The organism is Bacillus safensis (assembly GCF_039619585.1).
Taxonomy (GTDB): Bacteria; Bacillota; Bacilli; order Bacillales; family Bacillaceae; genus Bacillus; species Bacillus safensis.
Window position 1 is genome coordinate 77,456 of the sequence record NZ_CP154909.1, and the last position, 17,534, is coordinate 94,989.

8 protein-coding genes, 9 tRNA genes and 5 rRNA genes are annotated in these 17,534 nt (G+C 48.0%); all 22 read left to right on the top strand.

The window, feature by feature from the left end:
* Nucleotides 1–10 precede the first annotated feature (10 nt).
* Nucleotides 11–604, top strand: coding sequence for an aminodeoxychorismate/anthranilate synthase component II (pabA, locus tag AAYR28_RS00420; RefSeq protein WP_024425656.1), 594 nt, complete (start codon nt 11–13; stop codon nt 602–604).
* On the top strand, nt 601–1,449 hold the full coding sequence (pabC, locus tag AAYR28_RS00425; RefSeq protein ID WP_120206874.1) for an aminodeoxychorismate lyase: 849 nt from the start codon (nt 601–603) through the stop codon (nt 1,447–1,449). Before pabA ends, pabC begins: the two co-directional genes overlap by 4 nt.
* 9 nt (nt 1,450–1,458) lie before the next feature.
* Complete coding sequence (folP, locus tag AAYR28_RS00430) at nt 1,459–2,316, top strand: dihydropteroate synthase (protein WP_120206873.1); 858 nt, start codon at nt 1,459–1,461, stop codon at nt 2,314–2,316.
* Entirely contained in the window at nt 2,309–2,671 is a 363-nt protein-coding gene (gene folB, locus AAYR28_RS00435; protein WP_111926617.1) for a dihydroneopterin aldolase, read from the top strand. The genes folP and folB overlap by 8 nt, the downstream gene beginning before the upstream one ends.
* On the top strand, nt 2,668–3,171 hold the full coding sequence (folK, locus tag AAYR28_RS00440) for a 2-amino-4-hydroxy-6-hydroxymethyldihydropteridine diphosphokinase (protein WP_024425660.1): 504 nt from the start codon (nt 2,668–2,670) through the stop codon (nt 3,169–3,171). The genes folB and folK overlap by 4 nt, the downstream gene beginning before the upstream one ends.
* The gene (locus AAYR28_RS00445; RefSeq protein WP_024425661.1) at nt 3,123–3,356 is read left to right on the top strand and encodes a helix-turn-helix domain-containing protein; all 234 of its coding nucleotides are present in this window, start codon (nt 3,123–3,125) and stop codon (nt 3,354–3,356) included. The genes folK and AAYR28_RS00445 overlap by 49 nt, the downstream gene beginning before the upstream one ends.
* Nucleotides 3,349–4,350 (top strand): tRNA dihydrouridine synthase DusB, encoded by a 1,002-nt coding sequence (gene dusB / locus AAYR28_RS00450; protein ID WP_024425662.1) that lies wholly within the window; start codon nt 3,349–3,351, stop codon nt 4,348–4,350. The genes AAYR28_RS00445 and dusB overlap by 8 nt, the downstream gene beginning before the upstream one ends.
* A 90-nt stretch (nt 4,351–4,440) precedes the next feature.
* Nucleotides 4,441–5,940, top strand: coding sequence for a lysine--tRNA ligase (gene lysS / locus AAYR28_RS00455; RefSeq protein WP_034284259.1), 1,500 nt, complete (start codon nt 4,441–4,443; stop codon nt 5,938–5,940).
* Nucleotides 5,941–6,282: 342 nt separating this feature from the next.
* Nucleotides 6,283–7,831: ribosomal RNA gene (locus AAYR28_RS00460) — 16S ribosomal RNA — on the top strand.
* A 182-nt stretch (nt 7,832–8,013) separates the two neighbouring features.
* A 23S ribosomal RNA gene (locus AAYR28_RS00465) occupies nt 8,014–10,944 on the top strand.
* A 61-nt stretch (nt 10,945–11,005) separates the two neighbouring features.
* Nucleotides 11,006–11,121 (top strand): 5S ribosomal RNA (rrf, locus tag AAYR28_RS00470).
* 781 nt (nt 11,122–11,902) lie between these two features.
* Nucleotides 11,903–11,978: transfer RNA gene (locus AAYR28_RS00475), tRNA-Val, on the top strand.
* 33 nt (nt 11,979–12,011) lie between these two features.
* Nucleotides 12,012–12,087 (top strand) — tRNA-Thr (locus tag AAYR28_RS00480).
* A gap of 37 nt (nt 12,088–12,124) precedes the next feature.
* Nucleotides 12,125–12,200: transfer RNA gene (locus AAYR28_RS00485), tRNA-Lys, on the top strand.
* 8 nt (nt 12,201–12,208) lie between these two features.
* Nucleotides 12,209–12,291, top strand: a tRNA-Leu gene (locus AAYR28_RS00490).
* Nucleotides 12,292–12,321: 30 nt separating this feature from the next.
* Nucleotides 12,322–12,393: transfer RNA gene (locus AAYR28_RS00495), tRNA-Gly, on the top strand.
* Nucleotides 12,394–12,405: 12 nt separating this feature from the next.
* A tRNA-Leu gene (locus AAYR28_RS00500) sits at nt 12,406–12,491 on the top strand.
* 10 nt (nt 12,492–12,501) lie between these two features.
* Nucleotides 12,502–12,578 (top strand) — tRNA-Arg (locus tag AAYR28_RS00505).
* 7 nt (nt 12,579–12,585) lie between these two features.
* Nucleotides 12,586–12,662 (top strand) — tRNA-Pro (locus AAYR28_RS00510).
* Nucleotides 12,663–12,670: 8 nt separating this feature from the next.
* Nucleotides 12,671–12,746 (top strand) — tRNA-Ala (locus tag AAYR28_RS00515).
* A gap of 125 nt (nt 12,747–12,871) precedes the next feature.
* Nucleotides 12,872–14,420: ribosomal RNA gene (locus AAYR28_RS00520) — 16S ribosomal RNA — on the top strand.
* A 182-nt stretch (nt 14,421–14,602) separates the two neighbouring features.
* Nucleotides 14,603–17,533, top strand: a 23S ribosomal RNA gene (locus AAYR28_RS00525).
* Together the 16S, 23S and 5S rRNA genes with 9 tRNA genes alongside form the textbook arrangement of a ribosomal RNA operon.
* Nucleotide 17,534: the final 1 nt, after the last annotated feature.

Sequence of the window (17,534 nt, forward strand, 5' to 3'; positions counted from 1 at the left end):
TGAGCAGAGTATGATTTTAATGATTGATAATTATGATTCATTTACGTACAACCTGGTCCAGTATTTAGGTGAGCTTGGAGAAGAATTGATCGTGAAACGGAATGATCAAGTAACCATTCAAGAAATTGAAGAGCTCAAGCCGGATTTTCTCATGATTTCTCCAGGACCATGCAGTCCTGATGAAGCGGGAATTAGTATGGAGGCGATCAAGCACTTTGCAGGAAGCATTCCAATCTTCGGTGTGTGTCTAGGTCACCAATCCATCGCGCAAGTCTTTGGCGGGGATGTCGTTCGAGCAGAGCGCCTAATGCACGGTAAAACGTCAGAGATTAAACATGATGGAAAAGGTGTTTTCACAGGACTTCAAAATCCGCTCGTCGCAACGAGATATCATTCATTAATTGTCAAAAACGAGACGCTGCCAGAGTGCTTTGACGCAACAGCCAGCACAAAGGAAGGCGAGCTCATGGCGATTCGTCATAAAGAACTGCCGATTGAAAGTGTGCAATTCCATCCTGAATCGATTATGACGTCCTTCGGCAAAGAAATGCTGAAAAATTTCATTGAAACCTATCGTAAAAAGGGGCATGAAGTAAACGCATGATCATTTATCTGAACGGTCAGTATATAGAGGAGAAAGACGCGACTCTTTCTCCTTTTGATCATGGTTTTCTATATGGCATCGGTGTATTCGAAACATTTACCAGCCTGGCAGGACAAGTCTTCCTGTTAGATTGGCATCTTGAAAGGCTCAATCAATCATTACGTGACCTTTGCATCGAATCCACAATAGAGAAACCATTTGTACTCGACATCATTCATACTTTACTAAATAAAAACCAAATAGCCGGCGGCCATGCGAGAATTCGCTTGAATGTTTCTGCGGGCAGAGGCAATGGGTTTTCTGCAGACCCTTATGAAGAGCCTGTCGTTTTTGTCATGATCTCTCCATTCCGTCCAGAAATTATTTTGGATGAGAAAAAGGGATTCGTTCTTCAAACAAGAAGGAACACACCGGAAGGGCCAAGGCGCCTCAAGTCTCATCACTATATGAACAACCTGCTCGCGAAAAGAGAAGTGGGGAACGACCCGGCGTTAGAAGGCATCTTTTTAACAAAAGAAGATGATGTGGCAGAAGGCATTACCTCGAATGTATTTTGGCGAAAAGATGATGTGGTCTATACACCGTCACTTGATACAGGCATTTTAAATGGGGTCACTCGTCGATACTGTATGGAAACGCTCCACGCGATGGGGGTCTCGCTAAAGGAAGGACGATACCCAGTCTCACATTTGCTCTCAGCTGATGAGGCATGGATGACCAATTCTGTTCAGGGAGTTGTACCTTTCGGGTGTATAGGAGACATCCACTTGCCCACAAACAGCCGGATCATCTCAACAAAGTTAAGAATGCAATACACAAAAGAACGTCAAGACCATAAAGAGTAGGTGGACACAATGACACAACAATTGATAAAACAGCCTAAAATCATTCAGGCCAAGCATCACACCCTTAGTTATGAAGAAAAGACATTGGTCATGGGCATTTTAAATGTCACTCCTGACTCTTTTTCAGATGGAGGAAAGTTTAATCAAGTAGATAAAGCGCTGGCTCATGCAGCGCAGCTGATAGAAGACGGGGCGCATATTATTGATATTGGCGGAGAATCGACTCGCCCGGGAGCGGCACTTGTCTCGGAAGAAGAGGAGCTTTCAAGGGTCATTCCTGTCATTGAGAAAATCACAAAAGAATTAGATATCCCTATCTCTATTGATACGTATAAAGCCCGTGTTGCAGATGAAGCGGTGAAAGCTGGAGCCTCCATCATTAATGATGTATGGGGAGCGAAGGCAGATCCCCAAATGGCACATGTGGCGGCGAAGCACAATGTCCCAATCATTTTAATGCACAATCGGCCAGAACGAAACTACACACATCTGATTTCAGATATGATCGCCGATTTGAAAGAAAGTGTCCAAATTGCCCAGCAAGCGTGTGTCCGTGATGACATGATCATATTAGATCCAGGTGTAGGATTTGCGAAAAATAAAGAGGACAACCTGAAGGTCATGAATGAACTCGAACATTTTTGTCACCTTGGGTATCCACTGCTGCTGGCTACATCTCGAAAACGATTCATTGGTGCTGTCTTAGACCTGCCGCCTGAAGAACGTACTGAAGGAACAGGTGCGACGGTCTGCCTTGGGATTCAAAAGGGCAGTGCGATGGTCCGTGTACATGATGTCAAAGAAATAGCAAGAATGGCAAAAATGATGGATGCCATGCTGAATAAGGGAGGCGCTTATCATCGATAAAGTATATGTAAGCGGAATGGAATTTTACGGGTACCACGGTGTATTTGCAGAAGAAAATAAACTGGGGCAGCGATTCCGCGTGGACTTAACAGCTTCACTTGATTTAAGTAAAGCCGGACAAACTGATGACCTCAATGAGACCATCAACTATGCTGAGCTTTACCAAATCTGCAAAAGCATTGTAGAAGGCGAGCCGGTCAATCTTGTTGAAACACTGACAGAAAGAATTGCAAACCAAGTGTTAAAGGACTTTCCGACAGTTCAGGAATGTACAGTGAAGGTGATCAAACCAGATCCCCCAATTCCAGGACATTATCAGTCCGTTGCAATTGAAATGACGAGATCGCGCACATGAACAATACAGCATACATCGCATTAGGCTCAAACATAGGTAAAAAAGAAACCTATTTAAAAGAAGCCGTCAAAAAACTGCATGAACATCCAGAGGTTCAAGTGGAATTAATCTCATCGATATATGAAACAGCACCTGTAGGCTATGAAAACCAAGATGACTTTTTAAACATGGCCGTGAAAATTACCACTTCACTTCGTCCGGAGGAACTACTGTCTCTTACTCAGAAAATCGAGCAGGAGTTAGGCAGAACAAGAGAAGTGAGATGGGGACCGCGAACGGCTGACCTTGACATTTTACTTTATAATCGTGAAAATATTGAAACAGAACAACTTGTAGTGCCGCATCCCAGAATGTACGAACGTTTATTCGTTCTTGTCCCGATGAGTGAGATTTGCCCAGAAATCGGCGAAGTACAAATAAATGCCGTAACAGACCAAGAAGGTGTAAGCATATGGAAAAAGACATGTGGGGTAGAAGAATTCGTGCATACCGAAAGCTAAAAGGGTATACTCAGGAAGGGTTCGCGAAAAGACTAGGCATCTCTGTCTCTGTTTTAGGAGAAATTGAGCGAGGCAATCGATTACCAACAAACCAATTGGTTGGTCAAATAGCAGATGCTTTAAATATAACGGTGGAAGAACTTTCGCCAATTCTTGAAGAAGAAAGGAGGGGGAAAAATGTTTAAAATCGGGGATATCGAGATTAAAAACAAAGTAGTGCTCGCACCAATGGCTGGTGTGTGCAACTCTGCCTTCAGACTGACGGTGAAAGAGTTTGGAGCGGGCTTAGTCTGCGCTGAAATGGTCAGTGACAAAGCGATCCTGATCAACAACGCGAGAACAATGGGTATGCTATACATTGATGAACGGGAAAAGCCTTTGAGCCTTCAGATATTTGGAGGGGAAAAAGATACACTCGTCGAAGCGGCAAAGTTCGTAGACCAGAATACCACAGCTGATATTATTGATATCAACATGGGCTGTCCTGTACCAAAGATTACGAAATGTGATGCAGGAGCGAAATGGCTCCTTGATCCAAACAAGATTTATGAAATGGTCTCTGCTGTCGTAGAAGCTGTAGACAAACCAGTTACAGTGAAAATGAGAATGGGCTGGGACGAAGACCATATCTTTGCTATCGACAATGCCCGTGCTGTTGAACGAGCTGGTGGACAAGCGGTTGCGCTTCACGGACGGACACGCGTGCAAATGTACGAAGGAACAGCGAATTGGGATATTATTAAAGAGGTTAAACAATCTGTTTCAATTCCTGTCATCGGCAATGGCGATGTCAAAACCCCTCAAGATGCAAAACGTATGCTTGATGAAACAGGTGTGGACGCTGTTATGATCGGAAGAGCCGCACTTGGAAACCCGTGGATGATTTATCGAACGGTTCATTATTTAGAAACGGGTGAACTGAAAGAAGAGCCAAACGTGCGTGAGAAAATGTCAGTGTGCAAACTTCACTTAGACAGACTCATTGACCTGAAAGGCGAGCATGTCGCTGTTAGAGAAATGAGAAAGCATGCAGCATGGTACTTAAAAGGGGTCCGCGGCAACGCTGACGTAAGAAACCAAATCAATCAAAGTGAAACGAGAGCGGAGCTTGTACAAGTTCTTGATGACTTTACGATCGAAGCCGAGGCAAAAGAGCTTCAAAGTATAAAAGTAGGATAAGACTATCTTTCTTTTTGTAGCTCACTGCTAGTGCATGTACTGGCAGTTTTTCTGCTTTTCTCTGCAAAATACATTATTGGAGTGATATAAATGAGTAATGAAGGGCTTAATAACGAAGAATTAAATGACCAATTCCAGGTCAGACGTGACAAAATGAATAAAATGAGAGAAGAGGGTATCGATCCATTCGGTGAACGATATGACCGTTCTCATCAATCTGCGCAAATTATCGCTGAATATGACGAGTTTTCTAAAGAAGACTTAGAAGGAAAAGCGGCTCAAGTAACAATCGCTGGTCGTATGATGACAAAGCGCGGAAAAGGAAAAGCTGGCTTTGCGCATATTCAAGACCTAGAAGGACAAATTCAAATCTATGTTCGTAAAGATAGTGTAGGGGAAGAAGCTTATGAATTATTCAAAAGCTCAGACCTAGGCGATATCATTGGTGTAACAGGAACTGTTTTTAAAACTAATGTAGGAGAACTTTCTATTAAAGCGACTAGCTTTGAGGTTCTGACAAAAGCACTTCGCCCGCTTCCTGATAAATATCATGGATTAAAAGATGTTGAACAACGCTATCGTCAGCGCTACCTGGACCTCATTGTAAATCCAGAAAGTAAGCAGACGTTTATTATGCGAAGCAAAATCATTCAATCCATGAGAAGATACTTAGATTCTAAAGGATACTTAGAAGTTGAAACACCAACAATGCACAGCATTCCTGGTGGTGCATCGGCGCGTCCTTTCATTACTCATCACAATGCACTTGATATGCCGCTTTATATGCGTATTGCGATCGAGCTGCACTTAAAACGCCTAATTGTCGGTGGTCTAGAGAAAGTATACGAGATTGGCCGCGTTTTCCGTAACGAAGGTGTATCAACTCGCCACAACCCAGAATTCACTATGATTGAGCTGTATGAAGCATACGCAGACTACAAAGACATTATGAATCTGACTGAAAACTTGATTGCTCATATTGCCCAAGAGGTGCTGGGAACAACAACCATTCAATATGGAGAAGATGAAATTGATCTCAAACCTGAATGGAAGAGACTGCATATGGTTGAAGCGGTCAAAGAAGCAACAGGTGTAGACTTCTGGCAGGAGATGTCTGTAGAAGAAGCAAAACAGCATGCTGCCGATCATGGTGTTGAAATCACGAAAAATATGACAGTAGGTCATATTATCAATGAGTTCTTCGAGCAAAAAGTAGAAGAAACATTGGTTCAGCCTACATTCATTTACGGACATCCAGTGGAGATTTCTCCATTAGCTAAGAAAAATCCTGAAGACCCTCGCTTCACAGATCGCTTTGAGCTGTTTATCGTACGCCGTGAGCATGCAAATGCATTCACAGAGCTAAACGATCCAATCGATCAAAGAGAACGCTTTGAAGCTCAATTAAAAGAACGTGAAGAAGGAAATGACGAAGCACACCTAATGGATGACGATTTTGTTGAAGCATTAGAATACGGCATGCCTCCAACAGGTGGTTTAGGAATCGGGATCGACCGATTAATCATGCTTTTAACAAATTCTCCGTCAATTAGAGATGTACTGCTTTTCCCGCAAATGAGAAACCGCTAATACATCAATCAAAGCGCCATTTTATCTATGGCGCTTTTTATTTTTCATAAAATGAAACTTTTTTTAAAAAAACTATTGCAAGGAAAGAATACAGATGGTATATTATTATTCGTTGCCGCAAAACAGCAACGAGGTTAAAAAAAGAAATTGAAAAAAGTTCTTGACTTTAACCGACGCAAAATGTTAAGATATTAAAGTCGCTTACGAGCGATAACGAAAATGATCTTTGAAAACTAAACAAGACAAAACGTACCTGTTAATTCGAGTTTTTATAAAAAAATCCTATGAAACTTCATAGGTAGTCAGTCAAACTGGCGAAAAGCAAAACTTCGGTTTTGTATTTTTTCGGAGAGTTTGATCCTGGCTCAGGACGAACGCTGGCGGCGTGCCTAATACATGCAAGTCGAGCGGACAGAAGGGAGCTTGCTCCCGGATGTTAGCGGCGGACGGGTGAGTAACACGTGGGTAACCTGCCTGTAAGACTGGGATAACTCCGGGAAACCGGAGCTAATACCGGATAGTTCCTTGAACCGCATGGTTCAAGGATGAAAGACGGTTTCGGCTGTCACTTACAGATGGACCCGCGGCGCATTAGCTAGTTGGTGGGGTAATGGCTCACCAAGGCGACGATGCGTAGCCGACCTGAGAGGGTGATCGGCCACACTGGGACTGAGACACGGCCCAGACTCCTACGGGAGGCAGCAGTAGGGAATCTTCCGCAATGGACGAAAGTCTGACGGAGCAACGCCGCGTGAGTGATGAAGGTTTTCGGATCGTAAAGCTCTGTTGTTAGGGAAGAACAAGTGCGAGAGTAACTGCTCGCACCTTGACGGTACCTAACCAGAAAGCCACGGCTAACTACGTGCCAGCAGCCGCGGTAATACGTAGGTGGCAAGCGTTGTCCGGAATTATTGGGCGTAAAGGGCTCGCAGGCGGTTTCTTAAGTCTGATGTGAAAGCCCCCGGCTCAACCGGGGAGGGTCATTGGAAACTGGGAAACTTGAGTGCAGAAGAGGAGAGTGGAATTCCACGTGTAGCGGTGAAATGCGTAGAGATGTGGAGGAACACCAGTGGCGAAGGCGACTCTCTGGTCTGTAACTGACGCTGAGGAGCGAAAGCGTGGGGAGCGAACAGGATTAGATACCCTGGTAGTCCACGCCGTAAACGATGAGTGCTAAGTGTTAGGGGGTTTCCGCCCCTTAGTGCTGCAGCTAACGCATTAAGCACTCCGCCTGGGGAGTACGGTCGCAAGACTGAAACTCAAAGGAATTGACGGGGGCCCGCACAAGCGGTGGAGCATGTGGTTTAATTCGAAGCAACGCGAAGAACCTTACCAGGTCTTGACATCCTCTGACAACCCTAGAGATAGGGCTTTCCCTTCGGGGACAGAGTGACAGGTGGTGCATGGTTGTCGTCAGCTCGTGTCGTGAGATGTTGGGTTAAGTCCCGCAACGAGCGCAACCCTTGATCTTAGTTGCCAGCATTCAGTTGGGCACTCTAAGGTGACTGCCGGTGACAAACCGGAGGAAGGTGGGGATGACGTCAAATCATCATGCCCCTTATGACCTGGGCTACACACGTGCTACAATGGACAGAACAAAGGGCTGCAAGACCGCAAGGTTTAGCCAATCCCATAAATCTGTTCTCAGTTCGGATCGCAGTCTGCAACTCGACTGCGTGAAGCTGGAATCGCTAGTAATCGCGGATCAGCATGCCGCGGTGAATACGTTCCCGGGCCTTGTACACACCGCCCGTCACACCACGAGAGTTTGCAACACCCGAAGTCGGTGAGGTAACCTTTATGGAGCCAGCCGCCGAAGGTGGGGCAGATGATTGGGGTGAAGTCGTAACAAGGTAGCCGTATCGGAAGGTGCGGCTGGATCACCTCCTTTCTAAGGATATATGGAGCAGCGTACGTTTTCGTCTTGTTTAGTTTTGAAGGATCATTCCTTCAAAACATGTCTCTAGCGAGACAGGATTGTTCTTTGAAAACTAGATAACAATAAGTAATACATTCACATTGAATGCAATGCAAAGTTCATCACACATAGTGATTCTTTCTAAAGTAAGAAATGGTTAAGTTAGAAAGGGCGCACGGTGGATGCCTTGGCACTAGGAGCCGATGAAGGACGGGACGAACACCGATATGCTTCGGGGAGCTGTAAGCAAGCTTTGATCCGGAGATTTCCGAATGGGGAAACCCACTGCTCGTAATGGAGTAGTATCCATACTTGAATACATAGAGTATGAGAAGGCATACCCGGGGAACTGAAACATCTAAGTACCCGGAGGAAGAGAAAGCAAATGCGATTCCCTGAGTAGCGGCGAGCGAAACGGGAACAGCCCAAACCAAGAGGCTTGCCTCTTGGGGTTGTAGGACACTCTATACGGAGTTACAAAGGAACGATATAAGCGAAGAGGTCTGGAAAGGCCCGCCAAAGAAGGTAACAGCCCTGTAACTGAAATGTTGTTCTCTCCAGAGTGGATCCTGAGTACGGCGGAACACGTGAAATTCCGTCGGAATCCGGGAGGACCATCTCCCAAGGCTAAATACTCCCTAGTGACCGATAGTGAACCAGTACCGTGAGGGAAAGGTGAAAAGCACCCCGGAAGGGGAGTGAAATAGATCCTGAAACCGTGTGCCTACAAGTAGTCAGAGCCCGTTAACGGGTGATGGCGTGCCTTTTGTAGAATGAACCGGCGAGTTACGATCCCGTGCAAGGTTAAGCAGAAGATGCGGAGCCGCAGCGAAAGCGAGTCTGAATAGGGCGCATGAGTACGTGGTCGTAGACCCGAAACCAGGTGATCTACCCATGTCCAGGGTGAAGTTCAGGTAACACTGAATGGAGGCCCGAACCCACGCACGTTGAAAAGTGCGGGGATGAGGTGTGGGTAGGGGTGAAATGCCAATCGAACCTGGAGATAGCTGGTTCTCTCCGAAATAGCTTTAGGGCTAGCCTCAAGGTAAGAGTCTCGGAGGTAGAGCACTGATTGGACTAGGGGCCCCTACCGGGTTACCGAATTCAGTCAAACTCCGAATGCCGATGACTTATCCTTGGGAGTCAGACTGCGAGTGATAAGATCCGTAGTCGAAAGGGAAACAGCCCAGACCGCCAGCTAAGGTCCCAAAGTATACGTTAAGTGGAAAAGGATGTGGAGTTGCTTAGACAACCAGGATGTTGGCTTAGAAGCAGCCACCATTTAAAGAGTGCGTAATAGCTCACTGGTCGAGTGACTCTGCGCCGAAAATGTACCGGGGCTAAACGTATCACCGAAGCTGCGGACTGTTCTTACGAACAGTGGTAGGAGAGCGTTCTAAGGGCTGTGAAGCCAGACCGGAAGGACTGGTGGAGCGCTTAGAAGTGAGAATGCCGGTATGAGTAGCGAAAGACGGGTGAGAATCCCGTCCACCGAATGCCTAAGGTTTCCTGAGGAAGGCTCGTCCGCTCAGGGTTAGTCGGGACCTAAGCCGAGGCCGAAAGGCGTAGGCGATGGACAACAGGTTGATATTCCTGTACCACCTCCTCACCATTTGAGCAATGGGGGGACGCAGGAGGATAGGGTAAGCGCGGTATTGGATATCCGCGTCCAAGCAGTTAGGCTGGGAAATAGGCAAATCCGTTTCCCGTAAAGGCTGAGCTGTGATGGCGAGCGAAATTTAGTAGCGAAGTTCCTGATTCCACACTGCCAAGAAAAGCCTCTAGCGAGGTGAGAGGTGCCCGTACCGCAAACCGACACAGGTAGGCGAGGAGAGAATCCTAAGGTGATCGAGAGAACTCTCGTTAAGGAACTCGGCAAAATGACCCCGTAACTTCGGGAGAAGGGGTGCTTCTTAGGGTGTTAAAGCCCCGAGAAGCCGCAGTGAATAGGCCCAGGCGACTGTTTAGCAAAAACACAGGTCTCTGCGAAGCCGTAAGGCGAAGTATAGGGGCTGACGCCTGCCCGGTGCTGGAAGGTTAAGAGGAGCGCTTAGCGTAAGCGAAGGTGCGAATTGAAGCCCCAGTAAACGGCGGCCGTAACTATAACGGTCCTAAGGTAGCGAAATTCCTTGTCGGGTAAGTTCCGACCCGCACGAAAGGCGCAACGATCTGGGCACTGTCTCAACGAGAGACTCGGTGAAATTATAGTACCTGTGAAGATGCAGGTTACCCGCGACAGGACGGAAAGACCCCGTGGAGCTTTACTGCAGCCTGATATTGAATGTTGGTACAGCTTGTACAGGATAGGTAGGAGCCTTGGAAACCGGAGCGCTAGCTTCGGTGGAGGCATCGGTGGGATACTACCCTGGCTGTATTGACCTTCTAACCCGCTGCCCTTATCGGGCAGGGAGACAGTGTCAGGTGGGCAGTTTGACTGGGGCGGTCGCCTCCTAAAATGTAACGGAGGCGCCCAAAGGTTCCCTCAGAATGGTTGGAAATCATTCGCAGAGTGTAAAGGCACAAGGGAGCTTGACTGCGAGACCTACAAGTCGAGCAGGGACGAAAGTCGGGCTTAGTGATCCGGTGGTTCCGCATGGAAGGGCCATCGCTCAACGGATAAAAGCTACCCCGGGGATAACAGGCTTATCTCCCCCAAGAGTCCACATCGACGGGGAGGTTTGGCACCTCGATGTCGGCTCATCGCATCCTGGGGCTGTAGTCGGTCCCAAGGGTTGGGCTGTTCGCCCATTAAAGCGGTACGCGAGCTGGGTTCAGAACGTCGTGAGACAGTTCGGTCCCTATCCGTCGCGGGCGCAGGAAATTTGAGAGGAGCTGTCCTTAGTACGAGAGGACCGGGATGGACGCACCGCTGGTGTACCAGTTGTTCTGCCAAGGGCATCGCTGGGTAGCTATGTGCGGACGGGATAAGTGCTGAAAGCATCTAAGCATGAAGCCCCCCTCAAGATGAGATTTCCCATTCCGCAAGGAAGTAAGATCCCTGAAAGATGATCAGGTTGATAGGTCTGAGGTGGAAGCGTGGTGACACGTGGAGCTGACAGATACTAATAGATCGAGGACTTAACCTATATTCTAATGTGAAGTTTGAACATTGTTATTTAGTTTTGAGAGAACATTCTCTCCATCAGGTTTGGTGGCGATAGCGAAGAGGTCACACCCGTTCCCATACCGAACACGGAAGTTAAGCTCTTCAGCGCCGATGGTAGTTGGGGGTTTCCCCCTGTGAGAGTAGGACGCCGCCAAGCTTCTATTAGGATCAGTTCCAGTCGGAACTGGTCTTTTTTGTGTTTTTGAATGACTTGCTTCTATATAATAGGTTCGTAAAGTGAGAATACGTTGTTCCTTCAATTTAACACTTCAGTCATCATATGAACCAGCAGCTCAAATTATCAAGGGTCATTAAAAGCATAGAAAACCTCTCCTTGGACTAAATAGACGTAAAGAGGTGATGTACAGGGTCACGAGATAGAAAGGCACCCTCACCCCAAAGGGGATAGTCAGCTATTGCTAAATTTTTAACTTAAAAGGAGAAAGAAACAATACTAATATTAATTCTCCTGGTAAAACTTTATATCGATGATAAGACTGTTGAGTGTTTGAAGCAGCAGAAAAATTAATGTGAAACGATTTGTTGAAAAATAGTAAAGACCAGTAATTATTTTTACACTTTTTTAGGCAAAAAAGATTTCTCAGAAAAATAAAATAATAATAGAATTTCTTTTTTGGATGTTTTTTATCCAGAGATATATGAAATAAAACAAGGATATGAAAGCTTCGAAATTGCTGTATTTGCAATGATAGAGCCATATAAGCGCTCTTTTTAACAAAAAAACATAAAAAAATGAAAAAAAGGCTTTTAAAATGATGAGACAAGTGGTAAAATTCTTTAGGTGCCTTAACGAAAAGGTGAAAAAACAGCTTTAAAATAAATTCAAAAATTATTTTAAAAAAGTCTTTACAAACAATATCTTATCGTTATATAATACTATTTGTCAGATCGAGAGACACTTCGAAACGACACAATATGGAGGATTAGCTCAGCTGGGAGAGCATCTGCCTTACAAGCAGAGGGTCGGCGGTTCGAGCCCGTCATCCTCCACCATATTTATTCTTACATAATGTTAGGATAGATAAAGCCGGTGTAGCTCAACTGGTAGAGCAACTGACTTGTAATCAGTAGGTTGGGGGTTCAAGTCCTCTTGCCGGCACCACTTTCATATGGTAAGATAGACAAGTCGTTTTTAAAGCGAGCCATTAGCTCAGTTGGTAGAGCATCTGACTTTTAATCAGAGGGTCGAAGGTTCGAGTCCTTCATGGCTCACCATGTTTCATGCGGGTGTGGCGGAATTGGCAGACGCGCTAGACTTAGGATCTAGTGTCTTTATGACGTGGGGGTTCAAGTCCCTTCACCCGCATTGCCAAATAAAATAAAGAAATCCTGTAATGCGGAAGTAGTTCAGTGGTAGAACACCACCTTGCCAAGGTGGGGGTCGCGGGTTCGAATCCCGTCTTCCGCTTATACCATCCACGCCGGGGTGGTGGAATTGGCAGACACACAGGACTTAAAATCCTGCGGTAGGTGACTACCGTGCCGGTTCAAGTCCGGCCCTCGGCATTATAAATAAGCGCCCGTAGCTCAATTGGATAGAGCGTTTGACTACGGATCAAAAGGTTAGGGGTTCGACTCCTCTCGGGCGCGCCATTAAGATCGGGAAGTAGCTCAGCTTGGTAGAGCACTTGGTTTGGGACCAAGGGGTCGCAGGTTCGAATCCTGTCTTCCCGACCATCTTTTATGGGGCCTTAGCTCAGCTGGGAGAGCGCCTGCCTTGCACGCAGGAGGTCAGCGGTTCGATCCCGCTAGGCTCCACCAATATGATCTTTGAAAACTAAACAAGACAAAACGTACCTGTTAATTCGAGTTTTTATAAAAAAATCCTATGAAACTTCATAGGTAGTCAGTCAAACTGGCGAAAAGCAAAACTTCGGTTTTGTATTTTTTCGGAGAGTTTGATCCTGGCTCAGGACGAACGCTGGCGGCGTGCCTAATACATGCAAGTCGAGCGGACAGAAGGGAGCTTGCTCCCGGATGTTAGCGGCGGACGGGTGAGTAACACGTGGGTAACCTGCCTGTAAGACTGGGATAACTCCGGGAAACCGGAGCTAATACCGGATAGTTCCTTGAACCGCATGGTTCAAGGATGAAAGACGGTTTCGGCTGTCACTTACAGATGGACCCGCGGCGCATTAGCTAGTTGGTGGGGTAATGGCTCACCAAGGCGACGATGCGTAGCCGACCTGAGAGGGTGATCGGCCACACTGGGACTGAGACACGGCCCAGACTCCTACGGGAGGCAGCAGTAGGGAATCTTCCGCAATGGACGAAAGTCTGACGGAGCAACGCCGCGTGAGTGATGAAGGTTTTCGGATCGTAAAGCTCTGTTGTTAGGGAAGAACAAGTGCCAGAGTAACTGCTCGCACCTTGACGGTACCTAACCAGAAAGCCACGGCTAACTACGTGCCAGCAGCCGCGGTAATACGTAGGTGGCAAGCGTTGTCCGGAATTATTGGGCGTAAAGGGCTCGCAGGCGGTTTCTTAAGTCTGATGTGAAAGCCCCCGGCTCAACCGGGGAGGGTCATTGGAAACTGGGAAACTTGAGTGCAGAAGAGGAGAGTGGAATTCCACGTGTAGCGGTGAAATGCGTAGAGATGTGGAGGAACACCAGTGGCGAAGGCGACTCTCTGGTCTGTAACTGACGCTGAGGAGCGAAAGCGTGGGGAGCGAACAGGATTAGATACCCTGGTAGTCCACGCCGTAAACGATGAGTGCTAAGTGTTAGGGGGTTTCCGCCCCTTAGTGCTGCAGCTAACGCATTAAGCACTCCGCCTGGGGAGTACGGTCGCAAGACTGAAACTCAAAGGAATTGACGGGGGCCCGCACAAGCGGTGGAGCATGTGGTTTAATTCGAAGCAACGCGAAGAACCTTACCAGGTCTTGACATCCTCTGACAACCCTAGAGATAGGGCTTTCCCTTCGGGGACAGAGTGACAGGTGGTGCATGGTTGTCGTCAGCTCGTGTCGTGAGATGTTGGGTTAAGTCCCGCAACGAGCGCAACCCTTGATCTTAGTTGCCAGCATTCAGTTGGGCACTCTAAGGTGACTGCCGGTGACAAACCGGAGGAAGGTGGGGATGACGTCAAATCATCATGCCCCTTATGACCTGGGCTACACACGTGCTACAATGGACAGAACAAAGGGCTGCAAGACCGCAAGGTTTAGCCAATCCCATAAATCTGTTCTCAGTTCGGATCGCAGTCTGCAACTCGACTGCGTGAAGCTGGAATCGCTAGTAATCGCGGATCAGCATGCCGCGGTGAATACGTTCCCGGGCCTTGTACACACCGCCCGTCACACCACGAGAGTTTGCAACACCCGAAGTCGGTGAGGTAACCTTTATGGAGCCAGCCGCCGAAGGTGGGGCAGATGATTGGGGTGAAGTCGTAACAAGGTAGCCGTATCGGAAGGTGCGGCTGGATCACCTCCTTTCTAAGGATATATGGAGCAGCGTACGTTTTCGTCTTGTTTAGTTTTGAAGGATCATTCCTTCAAAACATGTCTCTAGCGAGACAGGATTGTTCTTTGAAAACTAGATAACAATAAGTAATACATTCACATTGAATGCAATGCAAAGTTCATCACACATAGTGATTCTTTCTAAAGTAAGAAATGGTTAAGTTAGAAAGGGCGCACGGTGGATGCCTTGGCACTAGGAGCCGATGAAGGACGGGACGAACACCGATATGCTTCGGGGAGCTGTAAGCAAGCTTTGATCCGGAGATTTCCGAATGGGGAAACCCACTGCTCGTAATGGAGTAGTATCCATACTTGAATACATAGAGTATGAGAAGGCATACCCGGGGAACTGAAACATCTAAGTACCCGGAGGAAGAGAAAGCAAATGCGATTCCCTGAGTAGCGGCGAGCGAAACGGGAACAGCCCAAACCAAGAGGCTTGCCTCTTGGGGTTGTAGGACACTCTATACGGAGTTACAAAGGAACGATATAAGCGAAGAGGTCTGGAAAGGCCCGCCAAAGAAGGTAACAGCCCTGTAACTGAAATGTTGTTCTCTCCAGAGTGGATCCTGAGTACGGCGGAACACGTGAAATTCCGTCGGAATCCGGGAGGACCATCTCCCAAGGCTAAATACTCCCTAGTGACCGATAGTGAACCAGTACCGTGAGGGAAAGGTGAAAAGCACCCCGGAAGGGGAGTGAAATAGATCCTGAAACCGTGTGCCTACAAGTAGTCAGAGCCCGTTAACGGGTGATGGCGTGCCTTTTGTAGAATGAACCGGCGAGTTACGATCCCGTGCAAGGTTAAGCAGAAGATGCGGAGCCGCAGCGAAAGCGAGTCTGAATAGGGCGCATGAGTACGTGGTCGTAGACCCGAAACCAGGTGATCTACCCATGTCCAGGGTGAAGTTCAGGTAACACTGAATGGAGGCCCGAACCCACGCACGTTGAAAAGTGCGGGGATGAGGTGTGGGTAGGGGTGAAATGCCAATCGAACCTGGAGATAGCTGGTTCTCTCCGAAATAGCTTTAGGGCTAGCCTCAAGGTAAGAGTCTCGGAGGTAGAGCACTGATTGGACTAGGGGCCCCTACCGGGTTACCGAATTCAGTCAAACTCCGAATGCCGATGACTTATCCTTGGGAGTCAGACTGCGAGTGATAAGATCCGTAGTCGAAAGGGAAACAGCCCAGACCGCCAGCTAAGGTCCCAAAGTATACGTTAAGTGGAAAAGGATGTGGAGTTGCTTAGACAACCAGGATGTTGGCTTAGAAGCAGCCACCATTTAAAGAGTGCGTAATAGCTCACTGGTCGAGTGACTCTGCGCCGAAAATGTACCGGGGCTAAACGTATCACCGAAGCTGCGGACTGTTCTTACGAACAGTGGTAGGAGAGCGTTCTAAGGGCTGTGAAGCCAGACCGGAAGGACTGGTGGAGCGCTTAGAAGTGAGAATGCCGGTATGAGTAGCGAAAGACGGGTGAGAATCCCGTCCACCGAATGCCTAAGGTTTCCTGAGGAAGGCTCGTCCGCTCAGGGTTAGTCGGGACCTAAGCCGAGGCCGAAAGGCGTAGGCGATGGACAACAGGTTGATATTCCTGTACCACCTCCTCACCATTTGAGCAATGGGGGGACGCAGGAGGATAGGGTAAGCGCGGTATTGGATATCCGCGTCCAAGCAGTTAGGCTGGGAAATAGGCAAATCCGTTTCCCGTAAAGGCTGAGCTGTGATGGCGAGCGAAATTTAGTAGCGAAGTTCCTGATTCCACACTGCCAAGAAAAGCCTCTAGCGAGGTGAGAGGTGCCCGTACCGCAAACCGACACAGGTAGGCGAGGAGAGAATCCTAAGGTGATCGAGAGAACTCTCGTTAAGGAACTCGGCAAAATGACCCCGTAACTTCGGGAGAAGGGGTGCTTCTTAGGGTGTTAAAGCCCCGAGAAGCCGCAGTGAATAGGCCCAGGCGACTGTTTAGCAAAAACACAGGTCTCTGCGAAGCCGTAAGGCGAAGTATAGGGGCTGACGCCTGCCCGGTGCTGGAAGGTTAAGAGGAGCGCTTAGCGTAAGCGAAGGTGCGAATTGAAGCCCCAGTAAACGGCGGCCGTAACTATAACGGTCCTAAGGTAGCGAAATTCCTTGTCGGGTAAGTTCCGACCCGCACGAAAGGCGCAACGATCTGGGCACTGTCTCAACGAGAGACTCGGTGAAATTATAGTACCTGTGAAGATGCAGGTTACCCGCGACAGGACGGAAAGACCCCGTGGAGCTTTACTGCAGCCTGATATTGAATGTTGGTACAGCTTGTACAGGATAGGTAGGAGCCTTGGAAACCGGAGCGCTAGCTTCGGTGGAGGCATCGGTGGGATACTACCCTGGCTGTATTGACCTTCTAACCCGCTGCCCTTATCGGGCAGGGAGACAGTGTCAGGTGGGCAGTTTGACTGGGGCGGTCGCCTCCTAAAATGTAACGGAGGCGCCCAAAGGTTCCCTCAGAATGGTTGGAAATCATTCGCAGAGTGTAAAGGCACAAGGGAGCTTGACTGCGAGACCTACAAGTCGAGCAGGGACGAAAGTCGGGCTTAGTGATCCGGTGGTTCCGCATGGAAGGGCCATCGCTCAACGGATAAAAGCTACCCCGGGGATAACAGGCTTATCTCCCCCAAGAGTCCACATCGACGGGGAGGTTTGGCACCTCGATGTCGGCTCATCGCATCCTGGGGCTGTAGTCGGTCCCAAGGGTTGGGCTGTTCGCCCATTAAAGCGGTACGCGAGCTGGGTTCAGAACGTCGTGAGACAGTTCGGTCCCTATCCGTCGCGGGCGCAGGAAATTTGAGAGGAGCTGTCCTTAGTACGAGAGGACCGGGATGGACGCACCGCTGGTGTACCAGTTGTTCTGCCAAGGGCATCGCTGGGTAGCTATGTGCGGACGGGATAAGTGCTGAAAGCATCTAAGCATGAAGCCCCCCTCAAGATGAGATTTCCCATTCCGCAAGGAAGTAAGATCCCTGAAAGATGATCAGGTTGATAGGTCTGAGGTGGAAGCGTGGTGACACGTGGAGCTGACAGATACTAATAGATCGAGGACTTAACCTAT